The 26,884-nt window shown below is 50.7% G+C and carries 21 protein-coding genes and 1 riboswitch; of the genes, 17 read left to right on the plus strand and 4 right to left on the minus strand.

All coding sequences use genetic code 11. From position 1 onward, the window contains the following. Positions 1-171 precede the first annotated feature (171 nt). Complete coding sequence (locus tag P40081_RS09880) at positions 172-1,365, minus strand: IS256 family transposase (protein ID WP_042133759.1); 1,194 nt, start codon at positions 1,363-1,365, stop codon at positions 172-174. 569 nt (positions 1,366-1,934) lie between these two features. Here P40081_RS09880 and P40081_RS09885 point away from each other — a divergent pair. The 3 genes from P40081_RS09885 to P40081_RS09895 all read left to right on the plus strand — a co-directional run bounded on the left by P40081_RS09885 (position 1,935) and on the right by P40081_RS09895 (position 5,196). Then, positions 1,935-2,816, plus strand: a complete 882-nt coding sequence (locus tag P40081_RS09885; protein ID WP_042135130.1) for an ROK family protein — start codon at positions 1,935-1,937, stop codon at positions 2,814-2,816. A 256-nt stretch (positions 2,817-3,072) separates the two neighbouring features. Next, positions 3,073-4,089, plus strand: coding sequence for an HRDC domain-containing protein (locus tag P40081_RS09890; protein ID WP_042135132.1), 1,017 nt, complete (start codon positions 3,073-3,075; stop codon positions 4,087-4,089). A gap of 165 nt (positions 4,090-4,254) precedes the next feature. Continuing rightward, a complete protein-coding gene (locus tag P40081_RS09895; protein WP_042135134.1) occupies positions 4,255-5,196 on the plus strand; it encodes a 1-phosphofructokinase family hexose kinase in 942 nt (313 codons plus the stop codon). 90 nt (positions 5,197-5,286) lie between these two features. Here the strand turns inward: P40081_RS09895 and corA are convergent, their stop codons facing one another. Continuing rightward, positions 5,287-6,222 (minus strand): magnesium/cobalt transporter CorA, encoded by a 936-nt coding sequence (gene corA / locus P40081_RS09900; RefSeq protein ID WP_042135136.1) that lies wholly within the window; start codon positions 6,220-6,222, stop codon positions 5,287-5,289. A 424-nt stretch (positions 6,223-6,646) separates the two neighbouring features. After that, a riboswitch (SAM riboswitch) is annotated at positions 6,647-6,778 on the plus strand. A 119-nt stretch (positions 6,779-6,897) separates the two neighbouring features. On the opposite strand from corA, the gene metA reads away from it, so the two are divergent. The 4 genes from metA to P40081_RS09920 all read left to right on the plus strand — a co-directional run bounded on the left by metA (position 6,898) and on the right by P40081_RS09920 (position 11,202). Then, positions 6,898-7,815, plus strand: a complete 918-nt coding sequence (gene metA, locus P40081_RS09905; protein ID WP_042135138.1) for a homoserine O-acetyltransferase MetA — start codon at positions 6,898-6,900, stop codon at positions 7,813-7,815. A 61-nt stretch (positions 7,816-7,876) separates the two neighbouring features. Further along, positions 7,877-9,043 (plus strand): aminotransferase class I/II-fold pyridoxal phosphate-dependent enzyme, encoded by a 1,167-nt coding sequence (locus P40081_RS09910; protein WP_042135140.1) that lies wholly within the window; start codon positions 7,877-7,879, stop codon positions 9,041-9,043. A gap of 194 nt (positions 9,044-9,237) precedes the next feature. Continuing rightward, positions 9,238-10,374 (plus strand): cyclic dehypoxanthinyl futalosine synthase, encoded by a 1,137-nt coding sequence (gene mqnC, locus P40081_RS09915; protein ID WP_042135145.1) that lies wholly within the window; start codon positions 9,238-9,240, stop codon positions 10,372-10,374. A 228-nt stretch (positions 10,375-10,602) separates the two neighbouring features. Next, positions 10,603-11,202, plus strand: coding sequence for a hypothetical protein (locus tag P40081_RS09920; RefSeq protein WP_042135146.1), 600 nt, complete (start codon positions 10,603-10,605; stop codon positions 11,200-11,202). 356 nt (positions 11,203-11,558) lie between these two features. On the opposite strand, the gene P40081_RS09925 is transcribed toward P40081_RS09920, so the two are convergent. Next, on the minus strand, positions 11,559-11,885 hold the full coding sequence (locus tag P40081_RS09925) for a hypothetical protein (protein ID WP_081969898.1): 327 nt from the start codon (positions 11,883-11,885) through the stop codon (positions 11,559-11,561). A gap of 161 nt (positions 11,886-12,046) precedes the next feature. Here P40081_RS09925 and P40081_RS09930 point away from each other — a divergent pair, with 161 nt between their 5' ends. Further along, positions 12,047-16,468, plus strand: coding sequence for a bifunctional 2',3'-cyclic-nucleotide 2'-phosphodiesterase/3'-nucleotidase (locus tag P40081_RS09930; protein WP_042135148.1), 4,422 nt, complete (start codon positions 12,047-12,049; stop codon positions 16,466-16,468). A 111-nt stretch (positions 16,469-16,579) separates the two neighbouring features. Here the strand turns inward: P40081_RS09930 and P40081_RS09935 are convergent, their stop codons facing one another. Further along, entirely contained in the window at positions 16,580-16,762 is a 183-nt protein-coding gene (locus P40081_RS09935; protein WP_039303325.1) for a hypothetical protein, read from the minus strand. A 184-nt stretch (positions 16,763-16,946) separates the two neighbouring features. Here P40081_RS09935 and P40081_RS09940 point away from each other — a divergent pair, with 184 nt between their 5' ends. From P40081_RS09940 to P40081_RS09980, 9 genes are all read left to right on the plus strand, one after another. After that, positions 16,947-17,789 carry an SPFH domain-containing protein gene (locus P40081_RS09940; RefSeq protein ID WP_042135152.1) on the plus strand — a complete coding sequence of 281 codons (843 nt, stop codon included), beginning with the start codon at positions 16,947-16,949 and terminating at the stop codon, positions 17,787-17,789. Between the two features lie 12 nt (positions 17,790-17,801). Further along, entirely contained in the window at positions 17,802-17,975 is a 174-nt protein-coding gene (locus P40081_RS37385) for a type II toxin-antitoxin system antitoxin (protein WP_039303331.1), read from the plus strand. 440 nt (positions 17,976-18,415) lie between these two features. Then, positions 18,416-20,353 carry a threonine--tRNA ligase gene (gene thrS, locus P40081_RS09955; RefSeq protein ID WP_042135157.1) on the plus strand — a complete coding sequence of 646 codons (1,938 nt, stop codon included), beginning with the start codon at positions 18,416-18,418 and terminating at the stop codon, positions 20,351-20,353. A 338-nt stretch (positions 20,354-20,691) separates the two neighbouring features. Next, positions 20,692-21,255 (plus strand): 3D domain-containing protein, encoded by a 564-nt coding sequence (locus P40081_RS39755; protein ID WP_418793975.1) that lies wholly within the window; start codon positions 20,692-20,694, stop codon positions 21,253-21,255. A 167-nt stretch (positions 21,256-21,422) separates the two neighbouring features. Continuing rightward, positions 21,423-21,566: a hypothetical protein gene (locus P40081_RS38345; protein WP_156118574.1), complete on the plus strand. Its 144-nt coding sequence runs from the start codon at positions 21,423-21,425 to the stop codon at positions 21,564-21,566. A gap of 243 nt (positions 21,567-21,809) precedes the next feature. Continuing rightward, positions 21,810-22,895: a cell wall-active antibiotics response protein LiaF gene (gene liaF / locus P40081_RS09965; protein ID WP_042135161.1), complete on the plus strand. Its 1,086-nt coding sequence runs from the start codon at positions 21,810-21,812 to the stop codon at positions 22,893-22,895. Continuing rightward, on the plus strand, positions 22,896-23,966 hold the full coding sequence (locus P40081_RS09970; protein WP_039303347.1) for a HAMP domain-containing sensor histidine kinase: 1,071 nt from the start codon (positions 22,896-22,898) through the stop codon (positions 23,964-23,966). After that, positions 23,963-24,616, plus strand: a complete 654-nt coding sequence (locus P40081_RS09975; RefSeq protein ID WP_039303350.1) for a response regulator — start codon at positions 23,963-23,965, stop codon at positions 24,614-24,616. Before P40081_RS09970 ends, P40081_RS09975 begins: the two co-directional genes overlap by 4 nt. 469 nt (positions 24,617-25,085) lie before the next feature. Beyond that, positions 25,086-26,777: a S1C family serine protease gene (locus P40081_RS09980; RefSeq protein ID WP_042135163.1), complete on the plus strand. Its 1,692-nt coding sequence runs from the start codon at positions 25,086-25,088 to the stop codon at positions 26,775-26,777. Positions 26,778-26,884: the final 107 nt, after the last annotated feature.

A 26,884-nucleotide genomic window follows, 5' to 3' on the forward strand; every position in this document is an offset into this window, starting at 1 on the left:
GGCACAATGTACTCGGTTTTTCGCATACATTTCCCCCGTTTGGCTTGACGATGAGGTAGCGTCAAGAAGTTTGTGTAAGAGAGTAGAAGTACCTCCCCGGGTTACGGGTTGGGGGTGCAGGTGTTTCTGGGGGTCGGGGGAACCCCGACCCCCAGAAACTGGATTCATCCGCTATTCTTCTTCGGGTGTGGGCAAGGAAGGGTAGCGTGCTTCAAATAACTCGTTTAGCTTCTTTTTGACGGGTTCCATCCCAAAGCCAGGAACGACCCGCTGCCCATGACGTTCATTGTAGTCAAGCATTTCGAGATACACGATTTTCTCTGCTGCATCCATATTCGTCAAACTGTTCATCGGTTTAAGGCGTTTGCGGATTTCCTTGTTCATTCGCTCAATCGGATTCGACGTATAGATCGCTTTGCGAATGGGCTCCGGGTACTTGTAGAACGTCAGGAGTGTGCACAACTGCTCCTCCCAGGACTTCATTTCTTTCGAATACAGCTTGTTCCACTTGGCTTTGACCGTATCAAAGTTAGCCCGGGCCACGACCTCATCCGGTGCGGTATACACGGTCTTCAGGTCTTCAAGGACATCGGTTTTGTGCTCGATCCGGATTTTGGGGAACGTGGCCCGCACCTTGTGCACCACACAGTGCTGCACATCCGCCTGCGGGTACGTCTCTTTAAAGGCCGCATCCAGCCCGGGAAGCCCGTCAAACACACCGAGCAACACCTCCTGCGCTCCACGGTCGTACAGGTCTTTCAGCACCTCGCGCCAGCCGTTCGAACTCTCTTGACCGCCGACGTAGAACCCGAGGATTTGACGTTGTCCCTCTTCGTCAATCCCCATCGCAAAATAAACCACCTCGCCACGGACCGTACCCCGTTTGAGCTTCACGTACAGCCCATCCAGGTAGATCACGCTGTAGCGCTTGCTCAGCGGCCGTTTCTGCCACTGGTGGATGTCGTCCAGGACGGTAGCCGTAATGTTGCTAACGGTCGTTGGAGAGTAATGGCTTCCAAACATACTTTCAATAAACCGGGCCACATCCCGCGTCCCCATGCCGCTTTTATACATCTGGATGACCGCTTCCTCCAGCCACCCGTCCCGCCGCTGGTACGGCTCAAACATCTGAGTTTGAAACAATCCTTGGCGGTCGCGGGGGACCTCCAGGTCCTCTAGATTGCCGTATTTCGTGTGCAGGTTTCGGGTGTAGTATCCGTTACGGCTATTGCGTGTACCTGCTTCCTCGCTCGCCATGAACGCCTGCATTTCTGCACGCATGATGGACTCCAAGTGGTCTTTCACAAAATCGTTAACAAGTTTTTCAAATAGATTATTCAGTGAGCTTTCGGGTAAAATAGTCATTGGTAGGGTTCCTCCTTGGTGGTTTCGCAATCCTGAGGATACCCTACTTTTTTGTTGCCTGACTAGGCTCCAAATACTGGTACACAACTTATTTTACGCCATCGACGATGACGCAATGTACTCGGTTTTTCGCATACATTCCATCCGTTTGGCTTTACGATGGCGCAATGTACTCGGTTTTTCGCATACATTTCTCCCGTTTGGCTTGACGATGACGCAATGTATTCGGTTTTTCGCATACATTCGGCTCCTCTGTCTATTGTTTCCCTTCAATCCACTAATCGGGGGGATGGATCAGAATAAATTCTGGCCACAGCCGTCTTTGATTGGTTATGCAGTGACCACAAAGGGCTCAAATTGTATAATCTTTTTTAACGGCATACAGTGTGTCAACCGCTTGTCATACATCTGTAAGCCTCGTATAATAGGATCAAGAGAGCGCTTTATTACCCTGCTGGCAGGTTACCGGCTTATTTTTTATCAGGGGATAGATTGGATTATATGCTGCTGAATTTCAAAGTCTGGAAGCAATCACTTAATGATGGTAATGGAGAAGGGAGCACGCTGCAGTGAAATTGTTGGGAGCGATTGAAGCAGGAGGAACAAAGTTTGTATGCGGAATCGGGAATGAGGACGGGACGATTATCGACCGGGTGAGCTTTCCGACCACAACCCCTCAAGAAACGATGGGGCTGGTATTAGATTACTTCTCCGCTAAAGAGGTGGAGTCCATTGGCATCGGTTCATTCGGACCGATTGACCCGGTGATCGGCAGCCCTACTTACGGATATATTACAACCACACCGAAACCCCACTGGGGTGGATATAATCTCGTTGGAGCCGTGACGGAGCAGCTTGATGTTCCGGTAGGTTTCGATACAGATGTGAACGGAGCCGCCCTGGGCGAGTACACTTGGGGAGCAGCCCAAGGGCTGGATAGCTGCCTCTATATCACAGTAGGCACCGGCATCGGCGCCGGTGCAGTGGTCGGCGGGAAGCTGATCCATGGGCTGTCCCACCCTGAGATGGGACATATTCTGGTCCGCCGCCATCCGGAAGATCACTATGAAGGCTTCTGCCCTTATCATGGCGATTGCCTGGAAGGCCTGGCGGCAGGTCCGGCTATCGGCAAGCGCTGGGGCAAGCCTGCGGGCGAGCTGCCATCGGATCATCCGGCCTGGGCGATGGAGGCCCACTATCTGGCCCACGCCCTGATGAACTATGTGCTGATCCTATCGCCGCAGAGAATCGTGATGGGCGGCGGCGTGATGAAGCAGAGCCAGCTCTTCCCGCTGGTCCATACCAAGCTGCAGGAATTGCTTGGCGGATATGTGCAGCATCCGGCGCTGAATGAAGCCATCGGCAGCTATATTGTCCCTCCTCAGCTCGGGGATAATGCTGGACTCTCCGGTGCGCTTGGCCTTGCGAAGCTGGCGCTTGACGGACAGTAGAATATCCTATAAAAAGGCATTGACTGTTTCGCAATATGTGGTATCCTAGGTTTTAACAGTATAGCATTTAAGAGGAAGCACCTCTTTCACGGATTTTCGTGGGAGAGGTGCTTTTTTTTGTGCAAAGATAAGAATTTATAGGCTCCGTGCAATAAATGTTCCTTATCTTTCCCGCTGAAACGGTATCGGCGGGGGCAGGTAATCCGGTCCGCACAAAGCTCATGCATACTGTAAGACGATGAAGGTAGGGATTCATATGCAGATCGTATTTATGAACCGTTTGTCCAGAATGTCAGGTGTGGATCAGGAGGTATTTGCCCAATTGTGGATTGGAGAGGAGGAGGGGGTGTGGCGCCTGGGCTGGCGCGACTTCTCAGGAGAACAGGAAATGGGTGACAGCTTATGGTATGAAGGCGGTTCATGGAATGAAATGCTGTGTGTGTACCGGCATGAGCTTGCAATGAAGATGGGAGACGGTTACCGCCCCCTGATTGATGGTGTATTTCATGAAGATGAGCATCTTAACAGCCGAGGTCAGGAGCAGCTTAAGCTGCAGTATTACAGTGAGCAGTACGCCAATGAAACCGTATATGAGGAGCTGTGCTCCTGGCGCAGGGGGAAGGCTTCCAGCGAACGCAAGGCACCTTACATCCTGGCCAGCAACCGTCTGCTGCGGATGATCAGTGCATTTCTGCCCCATACGGCGGAAGAGCTGCTGCAGATTCCCGGCGTAGGTGAAGGTAAAGCCTCGCAATATGGCGCCGACTGGCTCAGTATTACCTCCGGTGTGCAGCGTGAGCATCAATATCCGCTGGGCTGGGTAAGTGATTCGATCGACGAAGAGAGCTTTGTTTCCTGGCTGTACAAACAGAAGGAACTGAAATACAAGAAGCAGCTGGAGCGGCTGAGACTGCGGCGTGTACTGCTTCAGGGGATTGAAGAAGGGCAGGGAATGGAGCAGCTTAAGGGGCTCAGCGGGGTCTCCCGCCGTGAAGTTCTTGAAGCTGTGGAGGAACTGGAGAAGGACGGTTATTCCGTCGAGAAGCTCATTGCTCTTGAACTCAGTGAAGTTACTTCCCAGGAACAGAACAATATATGGACAGCCTATGAGCTGATCGGTGATACCTTCCTGAAGCCCGTCCTCTATAAGGCCTATGGCGAGGATTTCTCCCCCGCAGAAGGCCTCGATATGTACTATGAGCGTCTGCGGCTGATCCGTATCCGCTTCCGCCGGGAGCAGCCGGCCGGTCTGGGGCTGGCGACGAACCTGTAGGAAGCAGCCTTCTTCCCGGAGCTTACCCTGAAGCGCGCTTCCCCCCTTCCCGTGAGGAAGTGCGCTTTAGGGTTTTATCTGCGGCCGGCAGTGCCTGCAAATTATTAGGAGAAAGGGGCGATTAGCGGTACTATACTTGTATGCAGTTAAAAAGGAGTGGGACATATGATAGTAACGTTGACGGTTAATCCTAGCGTTGATGCCAGTACGGGTATAAGTAAGGTTGTTCCCGATCATAAGCTGCGCTGCCGTGAAGCCTCGTATAAACCGGGAGGCGGCGGTGTGAATGTATCGCGGGCGATCCATAGATTGGGAGGGGATTCGCTGGCACTGTATGCCTCAGGCGGACTTCATGGTCAACTGCTGCACCATATGCTGGAACAGGAGGGCGTAAGGCATCAGGAGATTCCGATCAGCGGGCAGACCCGGGAGAATCTGATTGTCGTGGAGGAATCCACCGGGCAGCAGTTCCGGTTCGACATGCCGGGCCCGCGGTTCATCGAAGGCGACTGGAAGGAGTGTCTTGAGCAATTAACGGCGCTGCCGGATAAACCTGCTTATCTTGTAGCCAGCGGCAGTCTGCCCCCGGGCTGTCCCGCTGATTTCTATGCGCGTGTCATTGAAGCTGCGAAGCCCTGGAAGGCCAGGGTTATTATCGATACTTCCGGCGAAGCGCTGCAGCTTGCGGCTGATGCCGGTGTATATCTGCTGAAGCCGAACGCGCGTGAGCTGGAAGAATTGGTAGGGCATGCAATAACCGGTGATGAGGAAGTGAAGGCAGCCGCACTGCAGCTGATTGAAGAAGGCCGGACGGAAGTAGTGGTAGTCTCACTGGGCGGGGACGGGGCGCTGCTGATTACCAAAGACGGCTGCGAGCATCTGCTGGCACCTGAAGTTCCTGTACTCAGTGTAGTAGGCGCTGGCGACAGTCTGGTTGCGGGACTCGTGTACAGTCTGGAACGGGGCTGGCCGCTGCGCAGAGCCGTTCAGTTCGGCATCGCCTCCGGAGCTGCAGCTGTCATGAATCCGGAGCGTCAGCTCTGCAAGCGCGAGGATACGGAGCGGTTGTTTGCCGGCATGGATACCGGCGCAGCCGGACACATGTAGTTTTGTGGCCGCCATATACCAAAAAGACGAAGGCTTCCCTATACCAAGAGGTATCCGGTGCCTTCGTCCTGCGTATTCGTCCGTTTAGTTTCATAGCCAATCCTTCTTGCGGAAGATCACCAGCATTCCGCAGCCGAGCGTCACCATGACGGCGATGACTCCATAATAGCCGTACTGGGAATGGGTCTCGGGAATATTGTCAAAGTTCATACCGTAGATACCGGTAATAACGGTCAGCGGCATGAATATCGTAGTAATTGCCGTAAATACTCTCATGATTTCATTGGCGCGGTTAGCAATACTGGACTGATAAGCTTCACGTAAGTTGCCCATGAGATCGCGGTACGTTTCAAAGGTTTCAGAGATCTTGACCGCATTTTCATAAATATCGCTGAAATACTTCTGCAGCTGATCGTCGATCAGGCGGAGGTCTTTTTTGTTGAGCGTGTTGATAACTTCCTTCTGCGGGCCGAGCATCTTCTTCAGCCAGAGAATCTCACTGCGCAGACCGATGATCTCGCTGAGATGTGATTTCTTGGTGTGCATGAGGATATCCTCTTCCAGCTTCTCGATCCGCGCTTCAATCCGGTCACCGACCGAGAAGAAGTTGTCAACCACAAGGTCGATTAACAGGTACAGGAAACGGTCCGGTTCACTGACCTCCTGCTCCCACAGGACGGGCTTCAGGACGCGCAGCTCATGGATCTTCTGCTTCGTAACGGTAATGATGAAGTGTCTGCCCAGGAATACGTTGAGCGCGCGGAGGAAGATTTCCTCGTCATCAAACCGGATGCTGTTGACTACGATGAAATAATGGCTCTCATAGATCTCCAGCTTCGGGCGCTGATCCTCTTCACTGAGACAGTCCTCGACAGCCAGATCATGCAGATTGTACAAAGGCTGAAGCTCAACAAGATCCTGGGCATCTGCATCAATCCAGTAGAAACCCTCAGCGGGTGCGGTAAGTGTATCCTCAATATTGTCAATAGTCGTAAAAACCCCTGCGTTCACCAGCCGGATTTTCATCTGATTCACTCCTTCTGTCCCTGGTCTTCTCCAGGGATATGCTAATTAAAGCACAGAGAAAAAATCAGCTTGGCCGGTGGTACAATCATGGATGAAGGCCAAAAGACGGTCCGAGAGCATGAAGAAGAACTGCCCCCGCCGCCGGCAAGCTGATGTTAATCCTGTGTGGTTGTTCTTTCTGCACGCTTATTCGCGAGCCCGGGTCGCCTTCCATTCTTCTCTCACCTCTTCTTTTCGCCGTTTATGGTTGAAACACTTGTCTAGTATAACGCCGGGGTATGGCTCTTTCAAGAGAAATTCTTTTCATTCTCCAGGCCCCTTAAGCATTGTATGGACTTGACGAAAAGGAGGTTCATGATTTAAAGTGAATTTTAAGAAAAGTATCCGCGGATGCTTTGGAATAACCCCAACTGAATACAGCTAAATCTTATCAAGAGCAGGTGGAGGGACTAGCCCGATGAAACCCGGCAACCGGCGTGTGAACGCACGGTGCTAATTCTTGCGGAAGCTTTGCAGGACGTTATTCGTCCGGCGGAAGTTCTCTGGCAGATGAGAGAGGCGCATATGACTGCAGATATATGACCTTTCTCGCCCGAGAAAGGTCTTTTTTCGTTGTTTTACATCAGATTTAACCGCCAAGCGGAACCTAATTTCAGTTAAGGAGTGGAAACAGCAATGCCTATTAAAATTCCCGACAGTCTTCCGGCCAAAGAAGTATTATCCGGTGAGAATATTTTTGTAATGGATGAAAGCCATGCCTTTCATCAGGATATCCGTCCTTTGCGGATCGCCATCCTGAATCTGATGCCGACCAAAGAAACCACGGAAACGCAGCTGCTGCGCCTTATCGGGAACTCACCGCTTCAGGTGGACGTTGTTCTGCTGCATCCCAGCTCCCATACCTCGAAGAATACTTCGGCAGAGCACTTAAAGAGCTTTTACAAAACCTTTGATGAAATCAGTGACCGCCGCTTTGACGGCTTGATCATCACCGGGGCTCCGGTGGAACAAATGGAGTTCGAGGATGTCAACTACTGGGAAGAGCTGAAAGTGATTTTTGAATGGAGCAAGCAGAACGTAACCTCGACCATGCATATCTGTTGGGCCGCGCAGGCAGGACTGTACCACCACTTCGGCGTGCGTAAGGTGAGTCTGCCGGATAAATGCTTTGGAGTGTTTCCGCATACGCTGAGCCATAATAATGTGAAACTGCTGCGGGGCTTCGACGAAGTATTCCATGTGCCGCATTCCCGTCACACCGACGTCTCCCGTGAAGATATAGAGAATAATCCGGATCTGCAGATTCTGGCGGAATCAGAGGAAGCCGGTGTGTACCTGGTTTCTGCGCATGACGGCAAGCAGATTTTTGTAACCGGACATTCAGAATATGATCCGTTCTCCCTGAAATGGGAGTATGACCGCGATATCGCCAAGGGCATGGATATTGAGATTCCGAAGCACTATTATCCAAAAGATGATCCCACCCGTACACCGCCGGCCGTCTGGCGCGCCCATGCTAACTTATTATTCGCTAATTGGCTCAATTACTATGTATACCAGGAGACACCCTACGATATCGGAGCGTTTATTTAAAAAAATTATTTATATATAGAAGCAATGGTTACACGCACAAAACTTTTAGGAGGCAATGGAAATGGACGAGAAACTGAAAATTGAGAGCAGACTGGCACAGATTGGTTCGATGGAGGACCCCGCGACAGGGGCGATTAATTATCCGGTGTACAACGCGACGGCATTCCGTCACCCGAGACTCGGACAGAGCACGGGCTTTGATTACATCCGCACCAAAAATCCTACCCGCTCTGTGCTCGAAGATGCGGCAGCGGTACTGGAGTCTGGAGATGCCGGCTTCGCCTGCGCCTCGGGTATGGCTGCACTGACTACTGTGTTTGCTTTGTTTGGACAAGGTGATCATCTCGTTGTCTCGCTCGACCTGTACGGCGGAACGTACCGTCTGCTGGAACGGATTCTGTCCAAATACGGCATCAGCGCCTCCTATGTGGATACGAATGATCTGGATGCTCTGGAAGCTGCGCGCCAGCCGGGCACCAAGGGTGTATTCATTGAGACACCAACCAATCCGCTGATGATGATTACGGATATCGAAGCGGTATGTACATGGGCCCGCCGCCACGGGCTGCTCACGATTGTCGACAATACGCTGCTGACCCCGTTCTTCCAGCGCCCTATTGAGCTTGGAGCAGATATCATCGTTCACAGCGCGACCAAATATCTGGGCGGACATAACGATGTCCTTGCCGGACTTATTGTGACCAAAGGCGCTGAATTGTCTGCAGAAATGGCGATTCTGCATAATTCACTGGGCGCTGTCCTTGCACCAAACGACAGCTACCAGCTGATGAAGGGGATGAAAACACTTGCCTTGCGCATGGAGAGGCATGAGAGTAATGCGCTGGCTATCGCCCGTTATCTGCTGGAGCATCCGGCCATAGCCGAAGTCTTCCATCCGGGTCTGCCGGATCATCCGGGATACGAAATCCAGAAGCGCCAGTCCTCCGGCAACACCGGGATTTTCTCCTTCAAGGTGAAGGATGCCAGATACGTGGAGCCGCTGCTCCGCCATATCCGCCTGATTGCATTCGCTGAGAGTCTTGGCGGTGTGGAATCGCTCATGACCTATCCGGCGGTACAGACTCACGCCGATATTCCGGCGGAAATCCGGGATGCGGTTGGCGTAGATGACCGGCTGCTGCGTTTCTCGGTCGGCATCGAGCATGTGGACGATCTGATCGCTGATCTTACGCAGGCACTGGAGGCCGCGCGCACCGAGCTGGAATAGGCATCTTGGAACCTTAGCAGCCAGATAGAATCACTGTATACATTGAACAGCAGCGCCAACGGGTGCTGCTGTTTTATTTGGCGAAAGATTTTTCAAGCTCATCCGATTGTGATACGATGGGGGAACGAGTTTGTTTATTTTTTAAATTAAATTCATCTACTATACTTCATAGGATTAAGAGGAGGCTGCGAACGTTGAGTGCAATTGATCTTATTCTGGATAAGACACTTAAAGGTGAACGTCTTCAATTAGAAGACACAATCACGCTGTTCGAAAGCAATGAAATTGAGAAAATGGGCGCGGCTGCGGATATTATTATGAAGCGCTGGCACCCGGACCCGCTGGCTACATTTGTAATCGGCCGTAATATTAACTACACCAATGTATGTGATGTCTATTGCCGCTTCTGCGCCTTCTACCGCAGACCGGGTTCGGAGGAAGGTTATGTGCTTCCCGATGAAACTATCTATCAGAAGATTGCCGAGACGATCAGCGTGAACGGGACTGAAATTCTGATGCAGGGCGGAACGAACCCGAATCTGCCGTTCAGCTATTACACGGACATCCTGCGCGGAATTAAGCAGCGGTTCCCGGAGATCACCATGCATTCCTTCTCACCGGCAGAGATCATGAAGATGGTCGAGGTCTCCGGACTGCCGCTGGAGCAGGTCATGCGTGAGATTCATGCCGCAGGCCTGGATTCCCTGCCCGGCGGGGGAGCGGAGATTCTCGATGACCGCACGCGCCGCAAGATCAGCCGGCTCAAAGGCTCCTGGCGGGAGTGGATGGATGTCATGCAGACCGCGCACCGGATCGGCATGAACACGACAGCCACGATGGTGATCGGTCTGGGTGAGAGTATGGAAGAGCGGGCGCTGCATCTGCTGCGTGTCCGTGAAGCCCAGGACGAGTGCATAGCGAACAAATATGACTCCGAAGGATTCCTGGCCTTCATCTCCTGGACCTTCCAGCCGGATAATACGAACCTCAAGCTGGACCGGCAGACACCGGAAGAATACCTCAAGACCGTGGCAATCAGCCGTCTGGTGTTGGATAATATCAAGAACTTCCAGTCCTCCTGGGTCACGATGGGCCCTGAGGTCGGTAAGCTTTCCCTGCAATACGGCTGTAATGACTTCGGCAGTACGATGATCGAGGAGAACGTAGTTTCCTCGGCGGGCGCAACCTACAAGGTCAACATCGAGTCCATTACCCAGCTGATCCGCGAAGCAGGCAAGATTCCGGCGCAGCGCAACACGCGTTATGACATCCTGCGGACGTTCGAGGACGCCAATGCTAAGATTGACAATGACTTCATCATGCAAAACTAGAGGGTAGAACAACACCTGATGTGTTGTTACCCTACTAAGGTGAGAAAACGGGTAAAAACTACACTTTATGTAGTTTTTACCCGTTTATTTTTATTATTTTAACTACAACATTTGTTCAATTGAATATGCGTTCTTTGTCGTCTGGAAAAGGTTCGATTATCCATACAATCAATTATATGTTAATATTTGAATGTGAAATCACTTAAATAAGCTCATGGGAGGCTGAAGATGAAACGGATATCATTTGAACGCCCAACAGATCACTATGATGAAGGAATTACCGATATCGATAAAGAAATTTGTTCTTTGATAAAGCGAAGGAAGGAAATCTCTGGTAATAATCCAGGTTATCCTCCGTTTGAGTATATTTCTAAATGGTCAGAGACTTATGGACTCTATGAGGATTTCTTAAAGTCGTTATTTGGAAGTATGATGAATGAAAAACAATATAAACCATTAATTGAACCAGCGGGATTTAGACAACACATTGCAATCCTGAAGTCAGTCGTGATAGGGGAGCGGTTCTATACTCTAACTTCTATACGGCAATACACAAATGCAAGTGTACTAACACTTAGTATAGATTGGGACAATGAGCCGGAGATTGAATCCAAATCTCATCAACATAGCCACTATGAGCTATACATTAGCGAACAATATGACTCCCGGATGATTAGTGGGGGGAGCAGATCTGATCATGCTGCCTATAAATACGTTGTCTCCCCGCCATTACCTGACGATGCTTCAGGATTGCAATTGAGGTTCACACAATACATCAACCCTTTCAAGAAGAGCGAGACAGGCGACGAGATAGTATTTGAGATTTAGTAAAAGCGAAAGATAGCCCTTCAGCACATTTTAGATGTGTAAGAGGGCTGTTTATCAATGTCTTTTTTCCATCTATTCCACCGGCACCGCTAGCATCAGCTACGGGCGAGCCAATTGTATTCGAATTTTCGCATACATTCTGCTCATTTAGCTACGTGGAAGCCAATTGTATTCGGTTTTTCGCATACATTCTGCTCATTGAGCTACGTGAGAGCCCATTGTATTCGGTTTTACGCATACATCAGGCTCATTTAGCTACGTGGAAGCCAATTGTATTCGAAATTTCGCATACATTATGCTCATTGAGCCACGTGCGAGCCTTCGCTCAGCTTTTCCGGTAGTGGCACCAGCCCCCATCAACTCACCCAGACCTTAAATATAGTTTGACCTTCCCGGTTCTCTTCATCAGCATAGATATCATTAAAAGAAGCGTGGCCCAGAGTCTTCAGGCGTGTCAGGTTATAGACCAGCGCAAACGCCAGCTTAGGATCACCAGTCCAATAGCCGTCAAACTGGTCTCCGCCAATTTTATTATAGGCATCACTCATAACCCATTCTTCCGCTTCCCGTAAAGTATCAAAGGTGAGCATTTCCTCAAACCAGCGGATATCTTTCCGGTTAGTGCTCCGGTTCTCGTCTTTGATCCAGAATAATTCTTCATGTGTGTTCTTTCCCTCGTCCATAGTCAACCCTCTCCTTATAAAAATATGAATGCAACATATCCTTTTTTACATTTTACACAATTCACAATTCTAGTTAACCCAGTTTGATAGATAGGAATAAGTTGATATGTTACGCTTTGACGGTCAATTTAAAGAGATTAACTGGGAGGGTATAAGATTCTATGGTACAAAAACGTTGGAATAAGCCTATTGCTTCAATATTGGCTACCGCTGTGATTACAGCGCAGGTGCTGGGCGGAGTCGTTGCCGGTTCAGTACTGGGAGCCGGGAAGGCAGCAGCTGAACCTGCGTCAGGCGCAATCAACCTGCGGCTGATGAGTACTACAGATGTGCATACCAATGTGATGGGCTGGGATTACTTTAAGAACCAACCGTCTCTGACGGTTGGACTGGACCGGACGGCTACGCTGGTGAAGCAGGCCAGAGCCGAGGAGAAGGGTGTTAATAACCTTTTGCTCGACAACGGAGATTTGATTCAGGGTACACCGCTGGGTACGTACGCTTCGAAGCAGGTTGATGCAGACGGCAGGACTACACAGATCAATCCGATGATTGCAGCTTTGAATACCATGAACTATGATGCTGCGACACTCGGCAACCACGAATTCAATTATGGACTTCCTTATCTGGAGAGCATTACATCTGCGACTTCAGCCACATATGAGTATACAGATATTCCTTTTATTAATGCGAATGTGTATGCCGTAGACGGGGACGAGGATGATTCCAATAACCCGAACTATTTCACTCCTTATAAAATAATCGACAAGGCAGTTACCGACAGCAACGGAGCTACACAACATGTTAAGGTGGGCCTGATTGGTCTCGTTACTCCGCAGATTATGGATTGGGACAAGGTCAACCTCGATGGTAAAGTCATTACTAAGGACATCGCCGAAACGGCTGCTAAATTCATTCCTCAGATGAAGGAAGACGGTGCGGATATTATCGTTGCGATGGCGCATACCGGATATGATAATAATGCAGTACCCGGAACCAAATCTGAAAATGACATCAAATCACTAAGTCTCGTGCCGGGGATTGATGCGATTACGTTCTCGCATACCCATAAGGTATTCCCGGCTGCGACTGTGGAAGCGCTGGACGCATCCTTCAAGGATTCTACGGGTAAAGCTGTACTGCCCGGCATCGATAATGCCAAAGGCCAGATCAACAATGTTCCAGCCGTTCAGGCGGGATTCGGCGGCGCCAATCTGGGTCTGATCGACCTGGCAATCGTTCCGGACCCACAGCGGAGCGGACACTTTATGGTGGACAAGAGCGCTTCGGTTTCATCCACCCGTTCAATCTACAGAACGGAGAACAAGGTTAATATTGCAAACGTAGAGCCGGATGCTGAGCTGGATGCAGTGGTTGCCGCTGATCACCAGGCTACGATTGCTTATGTCAATCAACCCCTTGGACGCACGGATGTACCGATGAACAGCTTTTTCGCTATGGTGCAGGATGATCCGACGGTTCAGATCGTAACCTATGCCCAGAAAAACTATGTCGAGAAGCTGATCAACAGTGATCCTAACCTGGCAGCTTACCAGGGAATGCCCATCCTGAGCGTTGGCGCACCCTTCAAGGCCGGACGCAATAACCCGGATGAGTATACAGAAATCGAAGCGGGAGATCTGACCATCCGCAGCGCAAGCGACCTGTATCTCTATGACAACACGCTTAAGGCCATTAAGGTCAAGGGTGAGACTGTAAAAGAATGGGTTGAAATGAGCGCTGGTGCCTATAACCGTATTGACCCAGCAGTGACTACGGAGCAGCCGCTGCTGAACTCCGCATTCTCCGTATTTAATTTCGATGTTATCGACGGGATTAAATACACGATTGATGTCACCAAAAATGCAAGATACAAGCCTGACGGCACGGTGAATGACCTCACTTCTGAGCGGGTTACCTCCATTACCTACGATGACAAGCCGCTGGATATGAATCAGGACTTCATCGTAGTGACTAACAATTACCGGGCAAGCGGCGGCGGGAATTTCCCGGGTGTCAAAACCGGTGCTGCCGGTCTTACGATGGTGCTGGATACCCTGGAAGAGAATCGTCAGATTCTGATGGATTACATCAAGGAAGCAGGAAACGTTAACCAGCCGGCCGATAATAACTGGTCGATCGCTCCGGTCAAAGGCGATGTTAAGGTTACCTTTACTTCTTCACCTAAGGCTAAGAATGCACTTCCTAAACATGATAATATTACCGATACCGGAACCCAGAATCTCCGGGGTGACGAGATTTACAATCTCGACCTGAGCGGAAGCGTCAAAGTCCATCTGCTCGGCATCAATGACCTTCATGGACAATTGGATACGACATCCTTTGTAACTGTGGGTACTGAGAGCAAGCCTGTAGGAACTGCGGCGATTCTGGCAACCTACCTGAAGAATGCCCGTGCCAAATACGATAACACCCTGCTAGTCCACAACGGGGACTCCGTCGGTGCTTCGGCTCCGGTATCTTCCATGGAGCGTGACAAGCCGACCCTTGAATGGATGAACATGATGAAAATCGATGTGGGAACCTTGGGTAACCACGAATTCGACCAGGGTGTTGAAGCATTGAAGGCACAAATTTTCGGCGGTGCGGACCCGGTTAACCCGAGCATTGTCCATGCACCTGTGAATTTCGATTACATTAATGCCAATGCGATCGACATGAAGACTGGAGAGCCGTTGATCAAGCCTTACACGATTAAAGAAATCGGTGGTGTAAAAATCGGGTTTATCGGCGTAGTAACCAAGGCAACACCAAGTAAGGTATCCCCAGCCGGTACAGCCGGTGTGAAATTCCTGAGTGCTGAGGAAGAAGTAGCTGCCATCGAAAAGTATGCTGCAGAGCTCAAAGGTAAAGGGGTCAACACGATTATCGTGCTTGCCCATGATCCGGCAACCACGAAGGTTGATGCTGCAACGAAGAAAAATGTATCCACAGGTGAGGCTGTAGATTTGGCGAATGCCCTCCCGGCTAATTCTCCGGTAGATGTTATTGTGGCTGGTGACAATCATGCCTACGCTAATGATATGGTGAACGGCAAACTGGTTGTTCAGGCCTACTCTTACGGTACTGCCTATGAAGACATCCGCCTGGCTATCGATCCGGAGACCGGAGAGGTTAAGAGCAAATCTGCTGAAGTAATTACTACCTTCCAGGAGAATGTGACGCCGGATGCTGAAACCAAAGCACTGGTTGATCATTATCTGGCTCTGCATCCTGAGCTGGCTAAGCCTGTAGGGACTACAGATGGCACAGTTACCCGTACAGATGTATATCTGAAGGAAGCTCCCCTGGGCAACCTGATTGCGGATGCTATGCGTCAGGCTGATTTCAAAGACGGTGCTGCTGGTCCTGCTGACTTTGCATTTATGAATCCGGGCGGTATCCGTGCCGATCTTCCTAAGGGGAATGTTCTTTTCGGTGATCTGGCCAAAATCCAGCCCTTCGGCAATACGCTGGTGAAGCTGACGCTTACCGGTGAACAGATCAAAACCTTGCTGCAGCAGCAATGGGCAGTTAAGGCTGATGGAACAGCAGACATCAAGACACTGCAAATTTCCGGCCTGAAATATACGGCCAATATGTATCTGCCGGTTGCCAGCCGTGTGGCTAACCTGACCAAAATTGATGGAACACCGATTGAAATGTCCAAGAGCTACACAGCTGTCGTCAATAACTTCATGGCTGCAGGCGGAGACAACTATAAGGTATTGACCCAGGCAAGTAAATCGCTGGCCGGACCAATCGATCTGGATGTATTCTATGATTATATTGTGAAGAAATTCAATGGCGGAGCTATTACTGCTGCAATTGAAGGACGGATTACCAACAAAGCTGCTCCAGAAACAGATCCAGGCACTAACCCGGGTACTAATCCTGGTACTGGCACAGGGCCTGTAGCAACGGCGACACCTAAACCGACTGCTTCACCATCAGCTTCTCCTAGTCCAGCCGCATCAGCTACTCCGGCTCCGGCTGCAACCACAGCTCCAACACAGAGCCCGGCCGTTCCTGTTACTGCATTCAAGGATTTGGGTAAGGTAGCGTGGGCTGCAGAAGCTATTAATGCACTGGCGGCTAAAGGTATTGTAAAAGGCATCGACGGCACGAACTTCGCACCCGTGAAGAGTGTAACCCGTGCTGAATTCGTAACTATGCTCGTTCGTTCACTTAACTTGAGCAATACTGCATCAGCAACTACTTTCACTGATGTGAAACAAGGTGTCTGGTATACAGATACGATCGCTGCTGCCGTAAACGCCGGTTTGGTGAGAGGTTCAGGCAACGGTAAATTCGAGCCGGGCCGTGAGATCACCCGTGAGGAAATGGCGATTATGATCGCTAATGCCCTCAAGGATCAGCTGCAGCCGGTTGATCCTGCTGCTCTGAATAAGTTTGCTGACAAGGCCAAGATTGCAGCTTATGCGCAGCAGCCTGTAGCACAGCTGACCCAGCTGGGGATTGTCAACGGTGTAGACGCGCAGAAATTCGCGCCTAAGAGTATCGCGAACCGCGCCCAGGCAGCGGTCATTATCTACCGGATGCTGGAGAACAAAGCTTCCTGATTTCTATATGAATACAATTGAATAAGGCAAAAGGCCCGTGCACATTGTGCGCGGGCCTTTCCGTTTGCGAGGATGCTCAGGCTTGTCCAGCCCAGACCATAATACGTCCCGTTATTTCACTGCAGCTTCCCATTTGCAGCGGATAGGGGAGACGATCGCATTTTCTTTTTTGAGCTCGGTGAAGGCCTTGTCGACCGCTTTGCGTTCCAGTCCCGACAGCTTTTCAACTTCACCTGCAGTTACAGGAGCTGCTGAAGCTTTAATGATTTCCAGTACTTGATCCTTAACACTCATGAGTTACACTTCCTTTGTTCATTGTGATTTGGTCCATTCTTATCTTCGTAACATTCGTAATGTCAGACAAATTATAAAAGAATAACGGTAAAGAGGCAGTGATTTTTTTACAATATCAGTTTACAGTTGTATCCAAAAGTGATATCATAATTATATCAAATACATATCTAATGGAGGCATCTTTATGAAAGAGAAAACATTGCATCCTGTCAGCGGATTCTGGGTTGTGGCTCTAATTGCCATTTGTATCGGGGGCGGGATTTACGGTGCCGTGCAGGAATACGTGGCATTGCCTGTCATCCTGTTTGTTGCAGCCGGTATTCTATGTACGAGTATTACCGTCGTTCAGCCGAACAAGTCAGTGGTCGTGACCTTCTTTGGCCAATATGTCGGTACGATTGCAACCAGCGGGTTGTTCGCTGTCATTCCGTTCAGCATCCGCAAGACCGTATCGCTGCGGGTCCGCAACTTCAACAGCGTGAAGCTGAAGGTCAATGATGTGGAAGGTAATCCGATTGAGATTGCTGCGGTGATTGTATTCAAGGTCATTAATTCGGCCAAAGCGCTGTTTGATGTAGATAAGTATATGGCGTTTGTGGAAATTCAGAGTGAAACGGCGCTGCGTCATGTGGCAAGCAAATACCCTTACGATAACTTCAATGAGACCGGCATGTCCCTGCGGGCCAATGCCGATGAGATTGCCAAAGAACTGGCGGTGGAGCTGCAGGAGCGTCTGTCCTTATCCGGTGTAGAAGTGATTGAAGCCCGCCTGACCCATCTGGCCTATTCCACAGAGATTGCCAGTACGATGCTGCAGCGCCAGCAGGCTTCGGCCATTCTGTCTGCACGCCAGATCATCGTGGAAGGTGCTGTCGGCATGGTGGATCTGGCGATCCGCCAACTCAAAGAGAGCGGTGTAGTTGAACTGGACGAAGAACGCAAGGCGGCGATGATCAACAATCTGATGGTGGCGATTGTGTCGGAGCGCGGTGCGAGCCCGGTCATTAACGCCGGCTCGTTGTACTAAGGCGGTAATATTATGGCGGCCAAAAAAAGCTTTCCGCTGCGGATCGATCCCGAACTGCACGAAGCGCTGGAACGTTGGGCGGGAGAAGAATTTCGCAGCGTAAACGGACATATCGAATACTTGCTGCGTGAGTCTTTGAAGCGCGCAGGCCGCTTGCCGGGTAAGAAACGCCGGGAAGAAGAATGAACAGCCTGGGGCGGCGGCGCTTCAGACTTGTATGACATGCCGGTTCCACTTGACGGAAGATAAGCTGAGATTTATAATTACCCTAATTCACGTTATCAGCTTCGACAAAGATATGAATCGATGTTCAGGACCGCTTCAGAGAGAGGAAACCCCAGGCTGCAATTTCCTCCGGTACCGGCTTTTGATTTACCCCTTTGTAGCTGCGGTTATGAATTCCTGGGATGTCCGTTTGCGGACATCATTACGCAGGATAGTAAGAACCGCCGGTTCATGGCCGTTATCTCCATGCTGACGAAGGATTCTATTCTGCAATGCCGCTGCTCTGCAGCAGCTTTTGCATAATGGTATCGAATTTGGGTGGAACCACGGGTGCAATCACTCGTCCCTTTGCGGGACGGGTGTTTTTTGTGTGCAGAAGCTAACTTTTAGGAGGAAGAAAAATGTCAGTAAATATCAAACTTCCGGACGGTTCGGTCCGGGAATATGCCGATGGCAGCAGCATTGATGATGTAGCAGCCTCGATCAGCAGCGGACTGCGCAAGAATGCCGCAGCAGGTAAAATCAACGGAATCGTCGTGGATCTGTCCACTCAGCTGCAGGAAGGCGATCTTGTAGAAATCGTTACCCTGGATTCCCCGGAAGGCCTGGAAGTGATGCGTCACAGTACAGCTCACCTTATGGCCCAGGCGGTAAGACGTCTGTTCGGGACTATGGAAGTTAAGCTCGGAGTAGGTCCGGTCATTGAAGACGGCTTCTATTATGATATGGATCTGGAGCATCCGCTTAATCCGGAGGATCTGCTGAAGATTGAGAAGGAAATGGAACGTATCGTTTCAGAGAACCTGCCGATTGTCCGCCATGAGGTAAGCCGTCAGGAAGCACTGGACAGATTCGGTGAGCTGGCTGATCCTTACAAGCTGGAGCTGATCCAGGCGCTGCCGGAAGACAGTGTGATTACAATCTATGAACAGGGCGAATTCTTCGACCTCTGCCGTGGTCCGCATTTGCCGTCCACTGCGAAGATCAAAGTGTTCAAGCTGATGAACGTAGCCGGTGCCTACTGGCGCGGAGACAGCAAGAACAAGATGCTGCAGCGCGTATACGGAACAGCCTGGATCAAGAAGGCTCAGCTTGACGAGCATCTGCGCCTGCTGGAGGAAGCGAAGAAACGCGATCACCGTAAACTGGGCAAGGAACTGGAAATCTTCACCTTCAACCAGCTGGTTGGACAAGGCCTGCCGATCTGGCTGCCTAAGGGCGCCAAGCTGCGCAGCATTCTGGAGCGTTATATTGTAGATCTGGAAGCCAGCCTTGGTTACCAGCATGTCTACACTCCTGTACTGGGTAATGTAGAGCTGTACAAGACTTCTGGACACTGGGAACACTACCAGGAAGACATGTTCCCTAAGATGACGATCGATAATGAGGAGTTCGTGCTCCGTCCAATGAACTGCCCGCATCACATGATGATCTATAAGAGCTCGATGCACAGCTACCGCGATCTGCCGATCCGTATTGCCGAGCTGGGTATCCAGCACCGATATGAAATGTCGGGAGCCCTGACAGGCCTGCACCGTGTCCGTTCGATGACGCTGAATGACTCCCATATCTTCTGCCGTCTGGACCAGATCAAAGGCGAGTTCATCCGCGTGCTGGAGCTGATCAAGCAGGTATATAGCGACTTTGGGATTGAAGATTACCGCTTCCGCCTCTCTTACCGGGACCCTAAGGATACAGAGAAGTATTATGCCAATGATGAAATGTGGGAGACTGCACAGCGCATGCTGCGTGAGGTTGTCGAAGAAGCCGGCCTGCCGTTCTACGAAGCCGAAGGCGAAGCTGCCTTCTATGGTCCGAAGCTGGATGTTCAGATCAAAACAGTATTGGGCAAGGAAGAAACACTGTCGACTGTACAGATCGACTTCCTGCTGCCTGAACGCTTTGAGCTGGAATATGTCGGTGATGACGGACAGAAGCACCGTCCGGTTGTCCTTCACCGCGGGATTCTAGGAACAATGGAACGTTTCGTAGCGTTCCTGCTGGAGAACTTTGCCGGATCACTGCCGCTGTGGCTGTCGCCGCAGCAGGTGAAGATTATTCCGGTATCCTCGGCCTTTGATGAATATGCGAAGGAAGTGGCTGCCAAGCTGCTGCGCAGCGGCATCCGCGCCGAAGTCGATTTGCGCAATGAGAAAATGGGTTACAAAATCCGTGAAGCACAGCTGGAGAAACTTCCATATATGTTCGTGGTAGGCGAGAATGAAATGAATGCCGGCAGCGTGTCGATCCGCAAACGCGGAGAAGGCGACATCGGCGCCAAACCGCTGCAGGAAGTCATCGATTCGCTTGGACAGGAAATTGCGGGACGCGTAATCTAAAGCATACACAAGCTGTTAATAGTACGTATAATTACCAATAAATAACCTCTGTTATAAGCCGCATGGGACCGCTATTATCCGGTTTCAGGTATAAAATTTTGTGAAACGGGAAACCTTCGCTATATGGGGAGGTTTAACTAATGAACAAAATGGGCTTATACCAGAGGTTTTGGTGTCTTTTCGTCACCATCGTGCTTCTGCTGACAGCAGCCGGGATCTACCCGGATTATTCGCGCAAATCGGCACAGGCAAGAGGGACGGAAGACACTGCAGGACAACTGAGTGCAGTCACCACGAATTCTCAGGTTCAGCGTCAAGAAGCAGGTTCGGCATCCCGTCTGGGAGGCTCTTCGCGGTTAAGACAGCCGGTTACCGTCCAGGCTCCTAAGCCAGCACAGGTGCCGGAAAGTAAGCCGAAGGCGAAGGCAGCCGCCAAGCAGCCGGATTCGGTACCGGTAGCTGCACCTGCGCCGGAGCAGATCATCACTTCAATGAAAGTAACAGCGACCGGCTATACGGCCGGATACGAATCCACAGGCAAGACCGCGAAGCATCCGCAGTACGGAATTACGTATTCGGGTGTCAAGGTACGCCGGGACAAGAATGCCGTATCCACCATTGCTGCGGACCCGAAAGTTCTGCCTTTGGGAAGTATTTTATATATACCGGGTTACGGATATGCTATAGTGGCCGACACCGGTTCGGCGATTAAAGGGCGGAAGATTGACCTGTACTTCAGCACCACCAAGCAGGTGTATAAGGAATGGGGCAAGAAGACTGTTGTCGTCCAGCTCATCAAACGAGGCAACGGAAAATGTACGGAGAGTATGCTGAAAAGTCTTGGACATGCAATCCAGACCTATAACGCAGTGCCGCAATATTTGCTGGAAGAGGTTATTTAAGGGTTGGGCTGGCCTCACTGAGTTTGAATTATTTTTCACGTAAGCATGCATAATACGGTGTCACATTTCCCATAATATCGACTGGGGCAAAGCGACTTGCCTCTTCCGATATAATCTTTTTCGTCAGCTCTGACGGGCTGTACTGAAGGAAAAGGGAGGTGATTTCCGTGGCTAATTCCAAGAAACCAAAGGTACAAGAGAACTACAAAACACCGAATGAAAAATACAATGCTGAGTTTGCCGTTGAGAACGACGGTGCAACTACTAAGAGCAACACGTTCTCCAAACCGGTACAAAAACCGCAGCAGTAATGCTGGGGTTGCCGGTATGAGCATTTGAAGCGTCAAGGCTGTCCTCTCAAGTCCGGATTATGGGCTGGAAGGGCAGCTTTTTTATGGGCATCATACAATTAACGGAATATTCCAGCCGTCTCGGTCTGGAGACTGAGGCCTGTTTCCTTCTCACGCCGCTGTTCCCCGCAGCTTTCTTCCTGTAGACTAGGACTATAAGCGTGAAGAAGCAAGAGTTACACTAACTACTGGGGGGAATGACATATGAAACGACGGTTCACCAGCCAGGTTCTCGGCGGACTGATCCTTATCGGTCTCGGAGGCCTGTTCCTGCTAAGACAGATGGGCTACACTGATTTCAGCCTGGGTTCACTGATATCTACGTATTGGCCGGTTATTCTGATTATATTAGGGGTTAAACGCTTTTTGTCCCCGGACGATGAGCATTCGAGATTCTCTGCAACACTTGGCGGATTTTTCTTTCTGGCCATCGGCGTGTTTTTTCTGGGACGGAATTTAGAATGGTTTGACTTCTCGGCAGGCGATTTCTTCAAAATGCTGATCCCGGTTATGCTGATCGGCGGCGGTTTAGCTGTTATTTTCAAGCCGCGGGGTACAACGCCGCCAGTTCCTCCTGCACCGCCTGCACCACCGAATTTCTATCCGCCCGGACCGGGCAAAAGCCCGCTGGATACGAAGCCTCCCGCACCGCTGGAATCGACGCTCGATGAGCAGTTTGAGCAGAAGTTCGGCAAATCTGCCGGTGCCGGCGGGCGGGACTGGAATGATTATCTGCACAAAGACACTGAGGATGAAGCCGGAGAACAGGGAGTACCCTCCTCTTCTGCGGATGCCCGGTGGCAGGAGAAGCAGGAACGCCATGAACGCAGACGCCAGGAGCGCCAGGAACGCCATGCCCGCCGCCACGGCGAATGGCATGAGGAGTTTCAGGATTCCGGGCAGGACAAAGAAACGACGAACCGCTCGGCTTTTATCGGAGATGTCCATATGGGACGTGAGCATTTCCAGCTAAAGCAAACCAATATTTCGCAGTTTATCGGGGATACAGTGCTGGATCTGACCAATGCGCAAATTCCTTACGGTGAGACCAAGATCAACATTTCCGCTTTTGTCGGTGATATTAAGGTTTATATTCCGGATGATATGAATCTTGGTGTATCGGTTATCGGCAGCTCGTTCATTGGTGATATGCAGGTGCTTGAGCAATCGCGCAGCGGGTTCATGAGCAATGTACAGTGCAAGACGCCTTATTATAAGGAAGCAGGTAAAAAAGTCCGTATTAACGTCAGTTGCTTCATCGGTGACATTAAAGTCAAAACGGTGGGCTAAATGGGGACGATCTTCAGCAATACCAAGTGGATGCTGCTGGTGTATTTCCTGCTTAGCGGCGGAGTAACTGCCGGACTGATGTATGCCGGGACATGCCTGGGCTATATCCGGGTGGTGGATACCAGCATGTGGCTGTACCTGTGTCTGGGCATTGTGCTCTTCACCGTGACTATCGGCTATATTGCCGGACAGCGGATTCAGCGGCGGATCGACCATCTGGACCTGAATATGCTGCAGGTAGCCAAAGGTAATCTGTCCGTACGGATGCCGGAGAGCGAAGACCAGTCTTTTGCCCGGGTATATCACGAATTCAATATCATGATGGATACTGTGGAGAAGAAGATGAAACTTCTGCAACAGCTGGGTGAACAGGAAGTCATCGAGAAGGAAAAGGCGGCGGAGAGCGCGGTACTGGAAGAGCGGAGGCGTATGGCCCGGGATCTGCATGATACGGTGAGCCAGCAGCTTTTTGCGATTCACATGTCCGCTTCTTCGCTGCCTAAAGTGCTTGAACGGAGCGCAGAGCATGGGCAGACGGTCATGGACCAGCTGATCAGCATGTCCCAGATGGCGCAGAAGCAAATGAGGGCATTGATCGCGCAGCTGCGTCCGGTGGAGCTGGAGGGGCGCAATCTGTTCGAGGCGCTGGAGAAATGGTTCCCGGATTACTGTCGCCAGAACGGGCTCAAGGGAGTAAAGGAGCTTGAACTGCAGGGTGAGCTGTCCGAGGCGATTGAACATCAGCTGTTCCTGATTATTCAGGAGTCGATGGCGAACATCGTGAAGCATGCCGGAGCACGGGTAGTCAGCCTGTCGCTGCGCGAGGTGCCGCGCCAGGTTGTGCTGAGCATCAGCGATGACGGTCAGGGCTTCGAGCAGGTGCAGCATAAACAGGGCTCCTATGGACTTACCACCATGCGCGAGCGTGCCGAGAAGCTCGGCGGCCAGGTAGAGATTATCAGCCGCAAGGGGGCGGGAACTACGATCCGCGTACATATACCAAAGTTTGTGCAGGGCATCCCGGAGCCGGTTGATGCCGAATCTGAGCCTGATAGGGGGAGTACAGAATGAGTCTCATTAAAGTGCTGCTGGTGGATGATCATGATATGGTGCGGATGGGTCTCAAAACATATCTGATGCTTGATCCGATGTTTGAAGTTATAGGTGAGGCAGAGAACGGGCATAAGGCGCTTGGCATGCTGCGTGAACTGGGGCATGAGGCCCTGCCGGATCTGGTGCTGATGGATTTGATGATGCCGGTCATGAACGGGGCGGAGACAACGCGCGCAGTGCTGGCCGAATTCCCGGGTCTCAAAATTGTCATCCTCACCAGCTTCCTGGAGGATGATCTTGTTGTAGACGCGATCGAGGCGGGGGCAGTCAGCTATGTGCTCAAAACCGTCTCGGCAGAAGAGCTGATCTACGCGCTGCAAGGCGCGTACCGCGGCATGCCGGTGATGACCGGCGATGTCTCGCAGGCACTGACCCGGGGCATCCGCCAGCGTACCGTACAGGGCGACTCTTCCGGCTTGACCGAGCGGGAGAAGGAAGTGCTGCTGCTGATCGCTGAGGGCAAAACCAATAAAGATATCGGCGAGGAGCTGCATATCAGCATCAAGACGGTGAAGACGCATGTCAGCAACCTGCTGATGAAGTGTGAGCTGGATGACCGCACCCAGCTGGCTATCTACGCCCACCGTAAGGGCTGGGCGCAGAGTTAGCTCCTTCAGTTCAGTGAATCCTGCACAAAATACAACATTTTCCTCTATATATCATCTATAATCGAAAATTGTTGTACGAAAGGCAGCATTCCACCTCTTTCGAGCGGCTAAACGGGGCAATTCTTGTATTTCGTACAACAATTCTCCCTAACACCCCTGTTATCTAGAAGCAAAGTTGCAATATGTACAACATTCATGCCTATTGTACGTATGCGTGAAGCGGTAACCTGCAATACCCCGGCGCTATAGCGCCGGGGTATTTATTTGTCCTCTACGTTCACCAATTGCCTCAACGGCCTCAACAACCGGATTTCCTGCGGTTCTCCCTCATATTCTCTTTTAATTGTTCATATCTTTTATCTCCGCTTAAATTGTTTTTAATGTGACCTTAAGGTTTAAAGTACAAAATAAGAACAAGAAAACAAATAACACTTTGCCGGATGCGGCAAGGCGCGGGAGGAAAGAAAACATGGACGATAACAAAAACAACTACAATCGTGAGAACAACTTTAATCGTGATAATGAACCGGGACCGCAGCGGGAATGGGACAGTAATGATAGCAGTAACTTTAACAACAATGGCAGTAACAACAGTAACAGTAACTCATCAACCGAAGCAGGATCTTCATACTACTATTCCTATGGGCCGTTCAAATCCTTGAACAATGATGAGATGAATGGTGAAGATCCGCAGCATTACAACCGCCGGGAGCCGGAACGTGTAGAGATTTCACCTCCGCAGCCGGTCAAGCCTTTACCATACAGCACTTCGCTCCGCACAACCGGATATGACGGAAATGGCGGAAATGGCGGACGCGGCGGTAACCCTCCTGAGGGAAGTAATGGCTGGCAGTATAACCGTAAGCCGAAGAAGCCGGTCAAGGCGGTACTTATCTCTTTTCTTGCCGGAATGATTGTATTATCGGGTTCGATGTTCATGGCGGACCGGGGCAACTGGTTCACAGGCGATCAGGCAGTTACAGCAGCCGTTACGAATACAGCAGCTAAGACAGCGAACGGAAGTGCTACCATTACGCCTTCCACTTCCACAGCAGCACTGGTTACCGGATCGGGTGATGTATCCAGCGTAGTGGATGGGGTGGGACCGGCAGTTGTCAAAATTGAGACGCTGGTTAAATCAAGCAGCAGAAGCAGCAGTAATCCGAATATGAGCGATCCGTTCTCCCAGTTCTTCTTCGGTGATCAGTTCGGCGGCAGCGGATCTTCCGGCTCCAATTCAGAATCCCAGCCGGAATCAAACAATTCGGATTCATCCCAGCTTACTCCTTATGGAATCGGCACAGGCTTCATTTATAATTCAGACGGTTATATTCTGACCAACCAGCATGTGGTGGATAATGCAGATGTCATTCAGGTTACGGTTGACGGCAATACCAAACCTTATGAAGCGAAATTGCTCGGCTCCAGCAAAGATCTGGACTTGGCAGTGCTCAAAATTGAAGGAACGGACTTCCCTACAGTGGCGCTCGGTGATTCCGACAGCATTAAGGTAGGTTCAGAAGTCGTAGCGATTGGTAACCCGCAGGGCTTTGATCACACCGTTACAGCAGGTGTACTGAGTGCTAAGGGCCGCAGCATTGATATTAATGAAGAAGACGGAAGCGGCACACGCAATTACAAGAACCTGCTGCAGACGGATGCTTCGATTAATCCCGGGAACTCGGGCGGGCCGCTGCTTAACATGAACGGTCAGGTCATCGGGATGAATGTGGCGGTTAGCACAGACTCCCAGGGTATCGGTTTTGCTATCGCGGTCAATACCATTAAAGAAGTTGTAGAGAAACTGGAAGCCAATCAGGAAATTCCGAAAGAACCGGTACCATTCATCGGCGCTTCGCTGATGACCATTACCGATGAAGTCGCTAAGCAAATGGGCACTGACCTTAAAGAAGGCTCCGTAGTCGCCGAGATTGTCTTCAAATCTCCAGCGTATACCGCCGACCTCCGCCCTTACGATATCATCACAGGTGTGAACGGTACGAACTATGCCACCAGCCAGGATCTGATTACTTACATCCAGACGCTCAAAGTTGGCGATCAGGTGACACTGAATGTGGTTCGTGACGGTAAGAAGCTGGATCTTCCGGTAACAATCGGCAACAAAAATGATTTTGATACGACTCAAACTCAGAAGCAATAAACACACCGGACGGTGAGCAGCGCAGCGGAAGGGGAGACCCTTCCGTTTTTGCTGCATAGGCTGCGGATAAACGGATTCATGATACAATATAGATATATGAACTGAAC

The sequence above is a fragment of the Paenibacillus sp. FSL P4-0081 genome (genome assembly GCF_000758565.1).
In the GTDB taxonomy this organism is placed as follows: domain Bacteria; phylum Bacillota; class Bacilli; order Paenibacillales; family Paenibacillaceae; genus Paenibacillus_AQ; species Paenibacillus_AQ phytohabitans.